The organism is Anditalea andensis (genome assembly GCF_000714815.1).
GTDB classification, from domain to species: Bacteria; Bacteroidota; Bacteroidia; order Cytophagales; family Cyclobacteriaceae; genus Anditalea; species Anditalea andensis.
Genome location: NZ_JMIH01000024.1, coordinates 16171 through 35252 on the forward strand (window position 1 = coordinate 16171; position 19082 = coordinate 35252).

The 19082-nt window shown below is 36.5% G+C and carries 10 protein-coding genes; 7 read left to right on the forward strand and 3 right to left on the reverse strand.

The window, feature by feature from the left end:
• Positions 1 to 147: 147 nt before the first annotated feature.
• The 3 genes from EL17_RS16565 (at position 148) to EL17_RS16575 (ending at position 2211) form a co-directional block, all read left to right on the forward strand.
• A complete protein-coding gene (locus tag EL17_RS16565) occupies positions 148 to 576 on the forward strand; it encodes a VOC family protein (RefSeq protein WP_035076654.1) in 429 nt (142 codons plus the stop codon).
• Positions 577 to 1012: 436 nt separating this feature from the next.
• On the forward strand, positions 1013 to 1369 hold the full coding sequence (locus EL17_RS16570; RefSeq protein WP_035076657.1) for a nuclear transport factor 2 family protein: 357 nt from the start codon (positions 1013 to 1015) through the stop codon (positions 1367 to 1369).
• Positions 1370 to 1518: 149 nt separating this feature from the next.
• Positions 1519 to 2211, forward strand: coding sequence for a head GIN domain-containing protein (locus tag EL17_RS16575; protein ID WP_035076659.1), 693 nt, complete (start codon positions 1519 to 1521; stop codon positions 2209 to 2211).
• Between the two features lie 385 nt (positions 2212 to 2596).
• Here EL17_RS16575 and EL17_RS16580 read toward each other — a convergent pair whose 3' ends face one another.
• A complete protein-coding gene (locus EL17_RS16580) occupies positions 2597 to 4345 on the reverse strand; it encodes an ABC transporter ATP-binding protein (protein WP_035076661.1) in 1749 nt (582 codons plus the stop codon).
• Between the two features lie 241 nt (positions 4346 to 4586).
• Here EL17_RS16580 and EL17_RS16585 point away from each other — a divergent pair, with 241 nt between their 5' ends.
• On the forward strand, positions 4587 to 6065 hold the full coding sequence (locus EL17_RS16585; RefSeq protein WP_084166248.1) for an amidohydrolase family protein: 1479 nt from the start codon (positions 4587 to 4589) through the stop codon (positions 6063 to 6065).
• A gap of 23 nt (positions 6066 to 6088) precedes the next feature.
• Here EL17_RS16585 and EL17_RS16590 read toward each other — a convergent pair whose 3' ends face one another.
• Positions 6089 to 8824 (reverse strand): ATP-binding protein, encoded by a 2736-nt coding sequence (locus tag EL17_RS16590; protein ID WP_164675125.1) that lies wholly within the window; start codon positions 8822 to 8824, stop codon positions 6089 to 6091.
• Between the two features lie 602 nt (positions 8825 to 9426).
• Here EL17_RS16590 and EL17_RS16595 point away from each other — a divergent pair.
• From EL17_RS16595 to EL17_RS16605, 3 genes are all read left to right on the forward strand, one after another.
• Entirely contained in the window at positions 9427 to 10188 is a 762-nt protein-coding gene (locus tag EL17_RS16595; RefSeq protein WP_164675127.1) for a response regulator, read from the forward strand.
• Between the two features lie 56 nt (positions 10189 to 10244).
• The gene (locus EL17_RS16600; RefSeq protein WP_035076667.1) at positions 10245 to 10955 is read left to right on the forward strand and encodes a LytR/AlgR family response regulator transcription factor; all 711 of its coding nucleotides are present in this window, start codon (positions 10245 to 10247) and stop codon (positions 10953 to 10955) included.
• A gap of 116 nt (positions 10956 to 11071) precedes the next feature.
• Positions 11072 to 12049: a phytanoyl-CoA dioxygenase family protein gene (locus tag EL17_RS16605; RefSeq protein WP_051720055.1), complete on the forward strand. Its 978-nt coding sequence runs from the start codon at positions 11072 to 11074 to the stop codon at positions 12047 to 12049.
• A 214-nt stretch (positions 12050 to 12263) separates the two neighbouring features.
• Here EL17_RS16605 and EL17_RS16610 read toward each other — a convergent pair whose 3' ends face one another.
• Positions 12264 to 18872, reverse strand: a complete 6609-nt coding sequence (locus EL17_RS16610) for a malectin domain-containing carbohydrate-binding protein (RefSeq protein ID WP_051720056.1) — start codon at positions 18870 to 18872, stop codon at positions 12264 to 12266.
• Positions 18873 to 19082 lie beyond the last annotated feature (210 nt).

Genomic DNA, 19082 nt, shown 5'->3' on the forward strand with positions numbered 1-19082 from the left:
AGCGTTTACTTTATCGTTTAGATAACTTTTTGCTTGTCGTAATCTACCCATTAGTTTGTCGTAATACCATGTTTTAAAGAAAAATAAAAGCATTAAATTTGGTATAACCATTTGTGAATAAAACGTTTAAATCAAATTTAAATAATCATGAAACCAATTGTTTTTATTAATCTTCCTGTAGCTGATCTGGCTGCATCAATGAAATTTTACAATACAATAGGATTTATTAATAATCCGCAATTCACCGATGATACGGCAGCTTGTATGGTATATTCCGAAGAAATTATGGTAATGCTGCTTACCCATGAAAAATTCCAGTCATTTACCACCAAGGCTATTTCTAATTCACATACCCATGCACAGGTAATGAATGCATTAGCTTTTGAGACCAAAGATAAGGTAGATGAGCTTACTGACCTTGCCCATTATGCCGGAGCTACTGAAGCCCGACCAAAATCCGATTATGGCTTTATGTACGGTACAGCTATAAATGATCTAGATGGCCATATATGGGAATTTTTCTGGATGGACCCAACTTATATAGAAAAATCTGAAGGTGAATTTGAAAACCAATAAAATAGATATCTTACTATAAACCCCTACTTTGGATTTGGTAGGAGAATGCAGAGATGTGATGGCTTTTTGTCAAACTTGTACTGTAGTGAATAAGATTTTAAACATTTGGTGAATTTTAAATATCCTCTCAATGCCTCACAGCAAAAGATGGTCAAATTCACCATTCCATTTTGAAGTCAGGTAAATTGTCAATTATAGCTATCAATATAAATCCTGCAGTGATTGGGAATGATAGCGATATTGTGATAGTTCTGAGGGTGGATTCAGCAAGAGATATTCTTTAAAGTTATGGCCTGTTAATGAAGATGGCCGGTAGTAGGTGATTTAAAATTCCTCTTGGAGAAAGCTTGTGAGGAGAGTACAAGTCAAATTTCAAAAGATTTGGATATGGGATTTTTTAAATGTAAAGATAAAAGTTTAACAAAAATTTAAAAATATGGAAAGTGATAAAAATGTAATACTCAAAAAATTCAATAAGGCTTTTGCTGAAGGCGATGTAGATACTATATTAAATTATGTCAGCGATAATATTATATGGAATATAAAGGGAGATAAGCTAGTAAAAGGTAAGGAAAACTTTGCCGTTTATATCAAAGAAATGGCCACTCATGAATCAATGGGCCTAACACTCGGTCTTCCGGTGATAAATGGGTCATTTGCAGTGTTGGAAGGGCAAATGACCTCACCTAGTGGTAATATGTATGCTTTTTGTGATCTTTATACTTTTGAGACAGAGGAGGGGGGGGAAATCAAAAGTCTTACCTCATATGTGATAGAAATACCAAATTCATAACAAATAAAAATGTCCGCTGTAGAACAATATTTTAATGAATCGGACAGGTCGGTTGGAGAAATGTGCTTTTCAGTATCCTTAGCTTATGTTTTGGGCTGGCATATAATTGGTGTTTGTATTTAAGCTATTAAGTATATAAACCATATGTTATGAAAATTATAAGAACTTGCTCATTAATTTTGGTGCTATCTATATTCGCATCAGTTCTCCATGCCCAAACATCTGAAATTCGAAATGTGGGTACATTTAATACTATCAAAACTGGAGGAAGCTGGGATGTAATCCTTGAAAAGGGTGACAAAGAACAAGTCAGGCTTGAAACTAAAAATTTTGATCTGAATAAAGTGGTTACAGAAGTGAAAAATAATACTTTACACATTGATTTGGAAAAGGGCAATTATAAAAATGTAAATTTTAAAGTTTATGTGACATATATTGAACTCGAATCTATTAAATCTGGGGGTTCTGGAACTATAAAAAGCAACAGTGATATTGTAGCCGATGATTTAGTGATCAGCATAAGTGGGTCTGGAGATGCGCAGTTTCAAAATATCACCGCCGATAAAGTATTAGTGAGTATGAGTGGATCTGGTAATATAGATATAGCGGGAGGATCAGTAAAACATCTGACCATAAAACAATCCGGAGCAGGTAACTATAGAGGTTTGGATTTCCAGGCGGAAGATGCTGAAGTCAATCAATCCGGTTCAGGAAACACAGCATTAACTGCTAATAACTCACTTTCTGTACGTTCTTCAGGCAGCGGGAATATAGATTATAAAGGTAGTGCGGAGCACCGAGATGTAAGGTTTACCGGTTCTGGAAGAGTAGCCAAGCGTTAAACATAATTATCGACGCCCAATACCTATCCAGTAAGTTTAATATTCACGAAGTGATATTGAGTGTATATTAGCTGTTAGTTCTGGTACCAATCATATATGAATCTAAGTAAAGTAGGGAACATCCTCTTTTTCGCTGTTTCCCTTTCCTCACTTGGAGGTTTTATAGTATGTTTTTTGTAGATAAATCTTGAATACAGTGTATAAATATGCGCTTTGTTTTTATAGTCAGTAGATGAATGAAGATATTGAAAACGATAAAAAAATATAAATTCTCTAGTCTTCGCCCTACCTTACGGATGCATGCTTAGGGCTTTTTCTCTTCTTTCTTGCCCGTAAGCTGGTTCGGTCTTCATTTCCACTAGTCACATGATTCCAGTATCTATCTTTATATCCTCGCCTGATAAGTATATAGCTGATGGTACCTTCCTTTCTTTTCTATGAGGTCATCATGTCTGCCCTGTTCTGCTATATGTCCTTGTTCGATGACAAGTATCTGGTCCGCTTGGCGGATAGTACTCAATCTATGGGCTATTACAAAAGTGGTTCTGCCTTTCATGAGTTCTTTTAGGCTGGCTTGAATCAGTGTTTCACTTTCTGTATCAAGATTAGAAGTTGCTTCATCTAATATAAGAATCTTCGGGTCAGCAAGTATTGCTCTGGCTATAGCAATCCGCTGTCTTTGGCCTCCGGACAGTTTTACACCTCTTTCCCCTATAAGCGTGTCCAGTCCAGATTCAAATCTATCTGTAAATTCTTGAACATGTGCAGCTTGCACCGATTGCTGAAGTTGCTCTTCTGTAGCACCTGGCCTCGGAAAAAGGATGTTTTCTCTTATAGTCCCTTCAAATAGGAAATCGTCCTGAAGGACTACTCCAAGATGGCTTCTATAATTTTCTAAACTTATCTGCTGCAGATCGTGGCCATCTATGGTAATCAGCCCGCTTTCTGGATTTAAAAAGGATGCTGCCAGACCAGCTATGGTAGTTTTGCCAGAGCCGGAAGTACCTACTAGAGCGGTCACAGTACCCGCGGGAGCGGTGAAGCTGATGTTTTTTACCACTTCTTTACCTTCTTCATAGGAAAAAGACACGCGGTCAAATATGATATCACCTGCTAAATTGTTTATCCTAAAGTTGCGGTTTATGTCATCATCTTCTGGAGGGGTATTCATGATCTCTTCTGTCCTATCTAGCCCTGCGAAGGCTTCTGTAAGCTGGCTGCCTATATTGCTCATCTGCAAAATAGGAGCGATCAAAAATCCCAAATACAGTGTAAATGCCAGAAAATCCCCAAAGGTCATCTCTTCATTCATGATCATATAGCCTCCTATGCCCATAATGCCTGCAGATGCCAGACCTAATAATAAGGTGGCTGAGCTGGTCACCAAACTTGTGGTGATCAATGATTGTTTGACATTGAGAAAAAGCCTGTTGACACCCATTTCAAATGTCCTAGACTCTTGTTCCTCTGCATTGAAACCTTTTATCACTCGGATGCCACCCAATGTTTCTGTCAACCTGCCGGTAACTTCGGCATTGATTTTACCTCTTTCCCTAAATATGGGCCGGATTTTTCCAAAAGCCTTTAAAGATATCATTCCAAATATAGCCACTGGCAACAAAACATATAAAGTCATCCACGGACTTATCAATATAAGAAGGACCAAACATATTATCGAAGTAAATATACCGCCAATCATCTGGGCAAAGCCTGTCCCTACCAAGTTTCGCACCCCTTCCACATCTGACATGATTCTAGAAACAAGTTCTCCGGTTTTAGTATTGTCAAAAAAACTTATAGGTAACCTGATAATATGTTTTTGAACCTTTACTCTGAGCTGTGCTATAAGATTTTGCGCTTCTACGCTAAGGATCTGTGTCAGGGCAAATGAAGTGATGGATTGGATTACTATAGCTACCACAATGGCTATGATCAGCCACTTTAACTTATCCATATCTCCTTGCGGAATCACGTCATCCAAAAGAATTTTACTGGCATATGGTAATACCAAGCCGGACAGCCTACTTATGATTATAAGTATGAGTCCAATTATTAAGTATTTTTTTCGTGGCCATATGATCGTTTTGAATACATGGCCAATAGTGACTTTAGACTCTTTTTTATTAACAGACATGATTTATATAAAATGAAAAATCATGTAAAATTACCAGTATTAGGTGAAGTTTCCCGTGAATGCTTATATATTTTAATAAAGATTTCTTTTGTTTAATTTTATGTCCCCCCTTACTGGTGGTGACTGTTCTATTAGGATAATGGTTTGAAATCCACTTTTAAAATATACTCTCTGGCAAAGCATTTTTTTTAACAATTAAATAAAAAATAAGTTTACTAAATGAAATCACATACTCTTCTTTATGTCTTTAACTAAATCAATAGATAATCTTCGCAGTACGTCAAAGAATGAAAAGTTATTTGAGTCAAAAATCAACCGCAGGAAATTTCTGACTGATTCTTTACTTTATAGCGTACTGGGTATGAGTGGAGGTTTGTTAAGCATAGGGTCATTATCAGGACAAGGAATGCCTTCAGCTAAGCCTTTATTATCCGGATTGCCTTTAAGGGGTAATTATTTGATAAAAAATGCACATATCATTACGATGGATGATCAGATAGGAGATTTTCCAAATGGTGACCTACATCTTAATAATGGAATAATCAAAGCGGTAGGGGAAAATATAAATGCTGAAGCTGCAGAAATCATAGAAGCCAAAGGTATGATAGTGATTCCGGGGTTTATAGAAACCCACTGGCACATGTGGAATTCGATTTTTAGAAGTATGGCGGTTGATGATCCCGGAGAGGGGTATTTCGATACCCGAACTGAGATAGGGGGCCACTTTACTCCGGATGATATGTATAATGGAAATCTCTTATCAGTTACTGAAGCTTTGTTTTCGGGAATCACCACAGTTCATGACTGGAACCATAACATCAGGAGTCTGGAACATGCTGAATATAGTATTAAGGCAATCAAAGATGCTGGAATAAGAGCCCGTTTTTCATTTGGAAATCCAGTAGGACTGGATGATGAAGAACCAGTAATGTTTGGTCCCTTGGAACATTTGGCGGACAACTGGCAAGATTATTCCAATGAAGGTTTAATAGCACTGGGATTTGCATGGAGAGGAATAGAAGGAAATATTAAAGTGGGGGAAGCTGAATTGAATAAAGTAAGGTCTATGGGTTTACCTGTCACTGTTCACGCCAGTTCGGCAGGGATAATTGGCAGATTGGCGTATGCTGGACTTCTAGGGCCTGATATGCTTATCGTCCATGGCATGCAGGCTACCGGACAGGAAATAGAAAGTATGGTAAAAGCGGGAGCCCCTATCTCTCTATCTCCTTTTAGTGAGCTGAGGATAGGATATGGTTTTCCTGAAGTGCCAGAGCTGGTCAGGGCAGGTGCTACCATAGGGTTGTCAGTTGATACTACGGTTTTGTCTGGAAATTCGGATATGTTTGCTATTATGAAAAATATTTTAAACATAACCAATGCTTTGGAACAGGACGAATTTAAGCTTTCTCCAAGACAAGTACTTGAAATGGCTACCATAGACGGGGCAAGATCTATGGGAATAGCAGATATCACAGGGTCCATATCGCCAGGTAAAAGGGCTGATATCACCATGGTAGATGGTACTGCCATCAATATGCAGCCTATGACTGATGCAGTAAATCTTTTAGTAGAAGCCGCTCAGCCAGCCAATGTCCATAGCGTATGGGCAGATGGAAGGCTTCTGAAACACAAAGGAAATTTGACCCATCTTTCTGTGGAAGAGGTGGGAAGGAAGGCAACCAGGTCCTATAAAGAAATTATAAAAAAATCAAAATAAGGCTCGGACTTATAGAAGGGTTTTTATTTTTCTCTGATCCATATAGCTTCTTCCAATTCTAAATTTGCTCTACGGCTAATTTCTTTTACACCTATAAAATATTTTTCCAGTAGGGTAATGTTTTTGTTATCTTTAGATATAAGTTCTATATCAGTTAAAATTTCATATAAACAATCAAGCCCTACCGTTTGGAGTGATGATCGCATGTTATGTGCCACATAGGCTATTTTGGTAAAATCATGTTGTTGTATAGCCTCTCCCAAATCACTGGTTAATTTCTCATTGTGTTCTAAAAAGTCTTTCACCGTTTCGGTAATTTTCATGTTATCACCATTAAAAACCTGATGCAAAAAGGTCAACTGAGTTAGTTTGGTGCTGGGGGGATTTATAGTGTGGTATTCTACTTCTACTTCTTGGTGTAACTTATATGGGGCCCATTTAAAAACTTTCTCATGGAAATTTTTAATAGTGTAAGGCCTTGATAAATAATCATCCATACCCATTTCATAACATAGGTCTATATCTTCTTTATATACATTTGCGCTAAGGCCGATAATAGGAATATCCATGTTTAAAATATTTCTGATATACTGGGTAGTCTCAAACCCGTCCAAAACAGGCATTTGGACGTCCATGAAAACGAGGTCAAAATGATGCTGAGCCAATTCATTAATAGCTTCCTTACCGTTATGAGTAACAGTGACTGTACATCCCAGATTATTTAACATGGTACTTGCTAGCCTTAAGTTCAAAAAATTATCATCTACCAGCAATATTCTGAGGTGTCCGTTATAATTGATGTCATGTTCAGGTTCCTCATTTATTTCTACTGAAGGGGGGTATGCTGCCCTTAAAGGTAGTTCAATGTAAATAGTGGTTCCTATAGATCCATTTTTTGATTTTATTTTTCCCGGACTTTTCACTTTGATACTCCCCTGCATCAAATCGGTAAGTGCTTTTACGATAGATAAACCTAGCCCAGACCCTCCATATTTTCTTCCTATAGAAGCATCAGCCTGAGTAAAACAATCAAAAATATACAGTTGTTTTTCTTTAGGAATTCCAATCCCAGAATCAGAAACAGCAAATTGAATATTGAATACTTCTCCCTCAATTGGTTCTGTTAAAGCTTTGATTTCGATCTCTATCCTTCCTTTATTAGTGAATTTCAGGCTGTTTCCTATAAGATTGATGATAATCTGTATGATTTTTCCTGCATCCCCACGAATATATTTAGGAAGCTTGGGATCAAAATTCACTGTGAATGCTATTCCTTTTTCTTTGGCCTGGAAAATATAGGGGTGAAGATTTGAAGTAATCAATTCTTGCATATTAAAAGGTTCTTCTACCAAATCAAGTTTCCCTTCTTCTATTTTGGTAAGGTCCAGGACATTACCTATCAAGTTTAGCAATATTTGTCCTGAAGAAAGTATATAGTTAAGGTATTCTTCTGTTTCTGAAGCATACATATTGTTTTTGATCAATTGGGCAAATCCAAGGATAGCATTTATGGGTGTTCGTATTTCATGGCTCTGATTGGCCAAAAAATGAGATTTGGCTTGATTGGCTTTTTCTGCTAAGGCTTTGGACCTAATTAATTCCTGTTCGCACAAGTCCTGCTCAGTAATGTCTATGGCAAAACCTAACATACCTCCTTCATGGTTTTGATCAGAGAAAGTATAATTTTTAAATACCCGGGGCAGACTATCTATTGCTCTTTTTATAACTAATCTCTGGCTGACGCCTTTGGTAATGGTAGGAATAAACTCCTTAAGATCAGGGAAGATTTTTAGGGCTGTTTTTCCCACCATCTCGTCATTTTGTATATTAAGATTTCTCAGACCTGCCCCTGTTAGCTCCATAAAAGTTCCATTGACATCTATCCTATACATGATGACAGGAAGATTTGATAATATTCCTTTTAAGACTAAGTTTTTCTGACGGGAGATAGTTTTATATTTTGACTTTAGTGGAACGGGTCTCCCCGTCAAGGCTACTTCTACTATAACATCATTGGCATTTTTTACCGGTAGGATATTGAAAACATAAGACGAATTTATATCAAATGAAACACTTTTAATTTTCGCGTTTTTTCTTTCTCCTAAAAATGCTTTATGGATCAAATCCTTCAAATTTGGCAGGAGTAAATCAGAAAAAGTATCAACAGGGATACCGTCGCCTACTTTTAGTGTAGTATCATATATCTCCAAGATCAATCTTTGAAGGTAGGGGCTCATACAGGTCAAATTATAATCTGAATCTATAGAAAAATAAATTTCCTGTACATGTTGCAAAATCCCGGTCATTCTCTCTTCTGGCGTAAGCGGGAATTTGACTTTCTTATTGATGGATGTAGTAGGCCTATTTTTATCTGCGGCCAGCAAAATCATTTGGGCATTTTCTGCATATTGGATTAACCCATGCTTGTCTTTAGGGCTAATCTCAAATCCCAACAATAAAACTTTATTGGAATGTGTCAGACTCAAAGGTATAATTAAAATAAATGGACTAGAAAAAAAGCCTTGAAATTCGTTGTTTTCTATGAGAGCTAGCTTTTGAAGATTTGAAATGTGGCTGACATCAAAAAATGAGCCTGCAGGATTGAGATTGAAGGGAGCCATTCCGGTCTCTACATATGCATTATTAGGCTCCTCTATATAAAGAAGTATTGCAGTAGCTGCTTCAGCTATATGGGCTGCTTCCATAGCCAAATCATTGAGATTACCCTTAATTGGATATTTTATGAATGCTTGCTTCATTAATTCGAAGCTCTTTTTTTTCCAAAAATCTTGATAAAGGTCTTCCATTATATACTTCAAAAAGGATTTTATAGATAAGGTTTATACAGTATGTAAAAGTTAATCAGCCTATCCATGGGAACCGTTATGTAATAGTGGATAGTCTTTTTACAGGTTAATCAGATCGCTATTGTTAGTTTATAAAATATAAATCTTTTTATAGATCAAGGTGAAAGCATGAAATGATATTATCTATATTCAAATAACATAAATAATTATATTAACTTTTAATATTACAAAGATTTTATATAAATTGAAAGAAAAAACATACTGAAAAAATCAGCTTGTAAATTGGTATTCGATTAGAATACAGTTATTTATTATTTTAAGCATTTTATTTATATATAAAGTAAATAAAACCAGGTTCTGAAAGGGAATTTTATTTTGAAGGTAGATTAAACGACTATTACCCATGGTTTAGCAGTAAAATGTTATATGTGACCGAATCTTTTTAAAAGTAAAATAACTTTCGATTAAATTTATCAAGCTATATAATATGGCCTGCATTTAAGGAATTATAAACCTAAATCGGAGGATCCTTGAACTTCCTTAAGTATGATAAAATGAAAGAAGAAAGCTATGGGAAAATTTTGATTGCGGAAGACAATGTTATGACACAAAAGCTGCTGGGATCAATTATCAGTAATTTGGGTCATGAAGTGACTATGGTTTCTGATGGAATGGAAGTATTAGAGAAGTTGACTTTACATAAGTATGATATTCTCGTTCTTGATTTTCAGATGCCCGTATTAAATGGTATGGAAACATTAAAGATGATAGAAAATGGAGTAAATGTCGATACTAATATGCATGTTATCATGTTGACTGGGGAAACAAATCATGAAAAACTAACACAATTTGAAGGTTTAGGTATTTCATGTTTTTTAAAAAAACCCATCCAATATGATATTCTATCCAGAACGATAAAGCAACTATTGAATAATGACCAATATATAGGCGTGAAGAATGCAGCATCAACCAGCTATCTTCAGCGTATCACAAATTCCAATAAGGATTTGATGGTAGAATTGATAGATGTTTTTATAGATGAATCACCTAAAAACCTTCATTTGATGAAAAGCTATTGCCTTATAGAGGACTGGGTGAGCTTACAAAAACTGGTACATAAAGTAAAGGCAAACTACTCATATGTGGGTATAAAAGCTCATGAAGTTATATTGGGAGAACTGGAAATTTTTATATCAAGAAATTTATATCCTGAATCATATTTGCCTAAAATCATTGAATTGGAAATCGTAACCAAAAATGCGATTAGTGCATTAAAGAAAAAAAAATCAGTAATTGTAAATAAGATAAATGGTTAAATAATATAGATGTCCTGTAAGCTTGAAAGCCTAATTATTCTGAAAATTAATTTTATATGAATAGAAATTATACCTGTGTTTTGGTAGATGATGATCTTATGTCTTTAAAAATTTTGAGGGCCCTGATAGGTAAGACACCATTTTTACAATTGGAAGGAATGTTTGATAACCCTATTGAGGCATTTAAATCCCTTTCTGAAAAGAAGGTGGATATTCTTTTTTTGGATGTAGAGATGCCTGAGATGACGGGACTGGAGCTGTTAGATACGCTGTCAGAAATTCCACAAATCATACTTACTACATCTAAATATAACTATGCGGTAGATGCTTTTGATTATGATGTGGCTGATTTTCTTTTAAAACCAATAGAAAACTACTCCCGATTTCTAAAAGCAGTAAGAAAGGCAAAAGCAAATTTAGAAAAACCAGAAATAGAGCATGTACTGAATGGAACGGACCAAATGTTTATCAAAGTTGATTCCCTTTTGGTAAATTTTAATTTAAATGATATACTCCATATTGAAGCCTTTGGAGATTATATAAAGATCCATACGGAGCATAAAATATTTGTAGTACATGCAAAGTTAAGAACTGTAGAAGAAGCATTGCCAAGAAATAATTTTGCTAGGATTCATAGATCATTTATCGTAAGACTGGATAAAATCAAGAATATCGATCCATCCAATCTGGAAGTAGGCAAGAAAGTACTTCCAATAAGTAATAGCTACAGGCCAAATCTTTTGTCTAAGATTAATACATTGTCATGAATTTGAACATGTTGAAATACTTTATATACAACGTCCCGCCCCCTGTAGGATGCAGCGCTAGACTATAGCAGTCATTCGGCATTCAGGTAGGTCTGATCAATAAAAAATTCAAGAACATGAAACTACTCAATATCAGACCTATCTTATTCCAAATGATGAATACCCTAAAAAGAGTAAAAATAATTTTGGCGCTATATAATTTTCTAAACAAAAATAAACTTAGATATCAGGAAGCGCTTTATGAAAAATTTCAAATAAGGAAAAAGTATTACAATTTAATATCTAGTAAAGATTTTCCTCCAGATACCATTATCGACCATCCATGGTTAGACCAACAAAACTCAGTTATTAATCTTATACATAATGAGGATTTTAAAAAATTGCCAGTGAAACTTCAGCTTTCAATTCTAGAGTGGTCTTCAAACGGTTTTGCAATTTTTAAAAGTTATTTTAATGAAGAAAAAGTAGAAAGAATCAATGAGATCTTAAAAGAATTACTTAATAAGAATAAATTGTATTTAAAGGCTAATAGGAAGATTATGCATGCCATTAGGTATTCGGAAGAACTGAAAAATCTTGTAAATGCTCCAGAACTTTTAAAAGTTTTAAATTTAATAATGGGGACAGAAATGGAATTGTTTCAGAGTGTAAACTTTTTAAAAGGCAGTGAAGATCCCCCTCATTCTGATTTTATACATATGAGCACATTTCCATATGGATATTTAATAGCGGTATGGATTGCTTTAGAAGACATTAATTCGGATAATGGCCCTTTATATTATTATCCTGGTAGTCATAAGTTACCTTATATAATGAATGAAGATTATATAACTTCAGGTCATAAATGGTGGGGTTATAATAATAAACAGGCTTATTCTAAAAAAATAGAAAGTGTAATTATTGAAAACCGCTGTGAAAAAAAAGTTTTTTTAGCATCTAAGGGAGATCTTTTGATCTGGCATGCTAATATGCTTCACGGTGGTAGTAAAGTTAATGACCTTTCTTTATCTAGAAAAAGCATGGTGCTGCATTATTATGGAAAGAATAGTATTAGGTATCATGAAATAACTGGAAGACCTGCCCTGCAATACTAGGGGGGTACAGTGTAATAGGTTTTATATCAAAGATGGATTTATTAAATTATCCAATTATTTCTTAAGAAACAGTGAAAGTAGATTTGTCGCCTATTTGATAATTTGAAATTTATAAGCTCCTTTAATTTTATTTAATACACATCCAGCCTGAACTGAAAGTTAGAAGATGATCTGAGTGTATGCTTAATAAGATCATTAGCATTTTTAACAGTATTTATTTTTTGATCATTTTAAAAGTTTTATGATAACTTCCCGCACTGTCTTCCACTAACACTAAGTATAAGCCTCCCGGTTTGAAGGCATGATCTGTTAAATTAATTGTAAATGTTTCTGCATTGGAAGGATTAGAACTAAATGTCGAAGTGAAGTGTACTTTTCCAAGTAAGTCGTAAATTTTAATCCTATATTCATGTTTTTCTTCTGCATTAATGGATATAGTTATATAGTTTTCAAAAGGGTTTGGATATACGTTCAATGTTTTATCCATTCCATTCCACAGCGGTGCAGTATTGGTAGAAATGCTATCTATTGTAACATTTTGCTTTGAATTATCAATAATTTGTAAATCATTAGCAGCTGTTTTTGGATTGGCGAAAGGGTTAGAGAAGTCAGGAGCATTGTTAATTACCGTTTTTGAGATGATCTCAAGGGCAGAAACTTTAGCGAAATTTTCAATATTGATAAAATCCAGGTTTAAGACCCCATCAGTAACATTGACATCAAATTCCTTAACCAGAGCAGCCATGGGGGCCGTTTCCTTCAAAATGTCAAATGCTGAGAATATGGTTTGACCCTCGGCAACTATGTTAAAGATTCTTTTTCCTATATCTCCTATTGAAGGAAAATAAATTTCAGCAAAGTGTAATCTTACTGAGTAAGTTCCGGGGGTTATTGGAATGCTGTAACCAAAGTTGCCATACCTTTCGGATCTATAGAGTTCGTCATTTACCGTATTGGAAATATTGGCGATGTTGCTGATGGCATATGCCTGGCCTCCGTTGAATGCCTGGTCTGCAGTGAAGATTAATCCACTGTCTGTTATGAACTGGTTCCCTCCCGAATTGATCCTTACCGCTACTGCAGGAACAGGTGTGCTGTTTGTTATATGGAGCAGGAAATTATCAGTCACAGAGCCGCCATTTCCATCAGAGGCATTTACCTGTATATTGAGGGTTCCCGCATCGCTTGGTCCCGGAACCCCTGAAAAAGTCCTCGTATTGGCGTTGAAGGAGAGCCATAAGGGCAGAGCGGTGCCATTGGACAGGATTGCACTATAGGTCAGCGCATCCCCATCAGGATCTGAGAAGGTGTTTTCAGCAAAGGTAAAATTAATGGATGTACCCACCGTGGCATTTTGATCCGGGATAGGATTGGAAAGCACAGGTGGCTGGTTAGCAGGAGGGGACTGTATTACTGTCAAATTGAACTGATCACTGGCCGTTCCGCCTTTACCATCATTTGCCGTTATCTGGATAATGATGTTGCCCAAATTGTCCTCACTGGGTATTCCCGATAAGGTCCTGGTATTCGGATTAAAGGAGAGCCAGGAAGGCAATGGGCCGCCATTGTCCATCGTGGCGGTATAGGTGAGAAGATCTCCATCAGGATCTGAGAAAGTGTTAATGTTAAAAGTAAAGCTATAGGTGCCCCCGATGGAAACAGTTTGATCCGGTATAGGGATATTAAGGTTAGGAGGAAGTTGGGATGCCCCTATTTTGACTTTAAGTGGAATCACTTTAATCCCTGAATGGCCATATTTGATCTCCAAAAATGCACTGGCACTATCATTTATTCCAGTATACCTGATCTCTAGTTCGTAATTTACATTTGCATTAAGTAGAAAGTCTTTATTTAATCCTTTTTCAATTATGAAATCTGGAGCGTTTTGGCCACCTATTAATATTGATTTTATATAGATACCGGTATTTCCATTTTTTACATTTAATGATAAATTAGCAATATCATCAGAAATAAGTGCTAGAGAATCAGCCGAAAGCAAGTCACTCTGTATCAGTGGTGCCCCGTAAGGTTCATCAAAACCAAAAACTTCCATGTTTTTTTGATTACCACCTCCCTGGTATGGTGATCCGGATAATACATAAAGACCTTTTCCTGATACAATACCTTGTGTACCATGCCTTGCAAAATTCATAGGGTTGGAGAGAAACCATTTGCCCAAAGTTGGGTCATACACCTCTGTGGTTTTATGGGCCAGAGATGAATCGGGTACTTCTCCTCCTGCTACTATGATCTTATTTAGATAATTATTTACTATTGCACCTGCTCTGGGTGTTGGTAGATTGCTTTCAAAAGGCAATGTCTTCCATGTTTTCGTACTAAAATTATAAACATCTACCTGGGGTATCACCGGACCAAATGTGCCGCCTGTTCCTCCGGATAACCTTCCAGAAACCACATATAGTTCGTTGTTTATTACTGTGGCAAAGAAATGATCCCTTGCTCTGGGAGTATTTTCCAATATTGTCCACTGGCCATTTTTAGGATCATATTCATCAAAATAATTGACGTATCCTCCATTATGGCCTATAGTATTTCCATTTACTAAATAGAATTTTTCATTGTAGATAACCAGACCTGCCGAGCCTCTTTTTCTTCCCTCTGGAATAGCTGGGCCTTGTATCCAGGCTTCTGTGGTAGGATCAAATGCCCAAACATGGTCAGCAGGTGCTTCATTTGGAAAATTGTTGTTTTTAAATGCTCCGATTACCCAGATCAATCCTTGGTATTCTACCGCCTGAAAATGATTAAAATCAAATGGGCTGTTATTATTTAAAGATTTCCAGCTATCATTTTCATAGTCGTATATATCAATGGTTTTAGCGTTTTCCCTTCCACCCATTAAATAGAATTTGTTACCTGCCTGTACAAATGAATTTTCGTGTCGCCCAGTATAGGCGTTCGATTCATTTTTTATTTTCCATAATTGGTTGGATAACGGTGGGCTTATGGTCCAGTTAAAGTTAAAACTAACCTCATCTGTAGTGGTTCCGTCCATGTCATCTATAGTAATAGTAACGTAGTAGGGATCGCTCATAAGAGCATTTTCAGAAACCTTCCCGTAGATCACACCATTAGTGGGTTCGATCAATATACCAGGAGGAAGTCCCACAGCACTGAATTTAAGGTTGCCATCACCTCCAGAAGCTTCCACTGTTAAGCTTCCATCCAGTTCATCTCCTGGATAGCTGATTTGATCAGTAATAGGGGTAAATATTATTGGATTATGAATAACTGTTTGAGGTAATTTAACTATCTCTATCCCGTTTATTAGAGGATTTTCTACATCATTCAAAAAATTTATATTTAGCATTCCATCCGTTAGCGTAATTGGTATTTGTTCGACTGCCCCGGTTTTATGTCCGTATTTTGCGGAGAGGTCTAATTTAGATATGCGGGTTATACCTTCTACTGCTACATTAAATATTCTTTGACCTGGGTTGGAAGTGCCTTCATAGCCATTGCCCACATATAGGTTAATGAGGTAATTGCCGTTAGCCAAAGGGATGTTAAATTGCATTGATGAAGAATTACTATATCTTTCCGTCCCAAAAATTTGACCAAACATCTGTTCTGAAATATAGGAAGGTATTGATGAATGTCTGGAAGTGGCAGAAAAATCGGGACTAAAACTAGTACCTGTATTGACACTGTAAAATGAATTGGAGATTAAGCCATTTGTATTGTTAGGCAACCAGTCAGGGTTACCTATTTGGTCAGTGATACTTGCTCCGCCCGCATTTATTCGCAGAACTATCTCTTGATCCGGTACTACTTTTACAGTAATAGTCTGTTCCACAGTATAACCATGAGCGTCGGTAGCACTTATGGTGAGGTCAGCAAGGGTACTTGCATCAGGAAATGTTAGGGTTAATATACTGCCTATGATTGATGCACCAAGTTTTGTACTGGTATTGTTTTTAACTTGGAATATCAAATTTTCAACGCCATCATTATCCCCGAAATATTCACTCAAATCAATGATTTGATCAGGGGCATTGGTCGCTTTTTCTAAGTTCTGTAATTTTCTGATGACATAGGGTTGATCACCTGTTACTCGGAAATAATCCCATACACCATAAAATGTTTTAGTGGCATCATTTGTAGTTCCAATTATACCAACTGCGAGGGGAGTTTCCATATCCTTTATGGCCTGTGTTATCTTTCCTTCACTTTTTATTGTACCTAATGAAACTTTAGGATTATTCCCGAATTTATAAAATGCTTCTACGGTACTTTCCAATGGATCCACTTCAAAAATCAGCTCAACTAATTGTTCTGCACCAGGTCTTTCATGGATGGACAATGTTTTTATCAAAGGATCACTGTCGGGGACATCATTTAGTTCCTGGGCAGCCATTATATGGTCCTTAGCGACCACCAGTTTTATAAAATTGCTTTGTGTGCCATCACCCATTTGGATTCCAATCTCTCCGTTACCATCAAAATTATATATTTGGCCATTGGAATTTAATCCTATCATTCCGGATGAAATATTAAATTTACCGGTTTCAATACCTACATTGACACCAAACTGAAACCCCTTTTCCTGGTTATTACTTGGTCCATTGGCAGTGCCTCCTACCATAGTTACCTGTATGGCTCCTGCTGCACCTCCGTATATATCCCGGTCTCCAGGTCTTTGAGTCGGTTTGTCTAGCCAGTTTAGCCAATTTGGATTTGGGAAACCATTATTCATTAGGCCTGTTAAGCCCAAACCTAAATAGCCACTTTGCCTACCCAAATTGTCTAATTGGTTAGAGAAAAGTTCATTGTTAATGGGCAGATTTCTAGGCTCACCGATTTGAAAGGGATCAGATTCATCTATTATTCCATCTCCATCATCATCCAGATCATTTAGGTCTGATACAAAGTCTTTATCGTAATCATTGGGTATAGAGGCTCCGGAACAGTAATCTGTGCCATTGTCTATTTCATCTTGGTTAGTGTACCCATCAAAATCATAATCATCCAGTGGGTCAAATAAAGGATCGTGGGCATCAATGCACAATAACATATCTCCTGGTGTCAATACCATGATTCTATTGTCAAAAGTGCTCACCCATATGGTGCCAGGAAATATTTGATCATCACCATTACAGGAAATACCTAAGGCATTTCCTCCATTTAGGTTCCATTTAGCAAATTCAGCATTTTTTAAAGAGCCATTTGGGTTTAAATTGATCAAATGTAGTTCCCCGCTGCTCTGTCCTATAATTAAAGATCCCTTTATTGACCCTCCAAAATTAGAAGCTTTATATTCATCTATACCATTAGAGTTTACGGGTAATATGGTTACGATTTCTGGTTGGGGTCCATTGGGATTGATAGTTGTAGGACCTATAAAGTCTGATTCTATACCATTGGAAAGAGAAGGTGAGACCGGAGGCCAGTTTGCAGGCAAACTGTTACTGGCATAAAAATCAAATCCAGGCGCTCCTGGCGGTATAGGTTGATAGATTTCGGTCCTGAATTTATCAGTGGGATTAAAAATAGGAACTATGTTTTTATAATTGTCATCGTCTCCTATAAATTTGGTATATAAACCTGCACCTCCAGGATTATAAGGGAAACTAAGGAGCCCTGGATATGAAACGCCAGGATTTGCTCTAATGGGAGTAGGGTGGCCCCCGTAAAAAGATCCAAATGTATAATCTTCTATATTGTCAGTAATCATCAGGAGCTGGTCTTTGTTGTCTACATATTCTCCGGATGCACTTGGATGGCCAGCACTTCCTCCCGGTTCGGAAGGCAAATAATTATTATTTACATTTAATGGATCACCTTCAAATTCCGGTAAACCTCCCCAGCCCCCATTAGCTCCATTATCGGTAACATATACTTTTTTACTTTGAGTTATTACAAGATCATAGGCATTTCTGTATCCAGGAGAAAAAACCTTTACAGGTCCATTGGCTATGAGCATAGCCATATTTAGACCATCATTTCCCCCAAATGGATCTCCCACATCTATGCCATCATAGGCAGGGTGATTAGGATCGTACACATGGTTGAGATTAGGTCTGGACGGATCATCCAATGTTGGTAGATCATATTTATACTTTCTCCCCGTTGCAGCGTCCGAAATAGTTTCCATAGCTTCTATCGCTTCCAGATCTATACTGATTATAGCCGCGCTGAGGGCATATTCGGTGATGTAGGCAAAGTTTTTGGACGGTGCTCCCGCATTTGTTAATCCACCACTGGCTAATAGTAGGTAGGGCTTACCTTTAATTATGGTGAATTCTAATCCATTGATGGAATGGTTTTCTTCCGATCTGGGTAATCCACGGACTAGATCCACCATATCCCATGAAGTCCCTGTCCATGTAAGTTTTGTAATTATTCCTGAGTTCGTATCTAATACCTTATCACCACTGGGGCCGCCCCATTTTGGATCACTTGATCCTACGTATATTATTGGATGAGATGCTGATCCGCTTACTGTGATGCCTGTGATCTGGCGATTGGACCGATTGTCAAAGGCCGGTTGACCATTATCATCATGATTGGGTATTTGCTTTATCCCAAGTATAGTTTCCTGATCTATGACTTCATATTGGTTGGGCCCTGCTTGCGTTATGGTATAAATTTTTATTTCACCATTTATTTGTGCCACATACAAACGTTCATCAGGACCAAATATAAGCGAAGTGCCATTGGAAATCTGGCTGAAGTTTTTAAAATTTAATGATGACTGGTTGAAATTAATATTTTGTCCATAGCCTGTATGATGAGTAATAAATAATATTACTATAATGCTTAAGGAAAAAAATCGCTGTGAAGGAATGAATCGATGTTTCACAATAATATATATTAAAAATTAAGATAAAATTATATCCGGAAATAATATATTAATTAAATAATATAGGTAAATAATAAATATTTTTATAATTATAATCTTACTATTGGTTAGTGGGATAGTTAATCAATAGTAATTGTTTATTACAAGGCTAAATAGCGGTACTTAATCAATTAAAAACTCAAAAGTAATCAATCAAATGTAATAATTCAT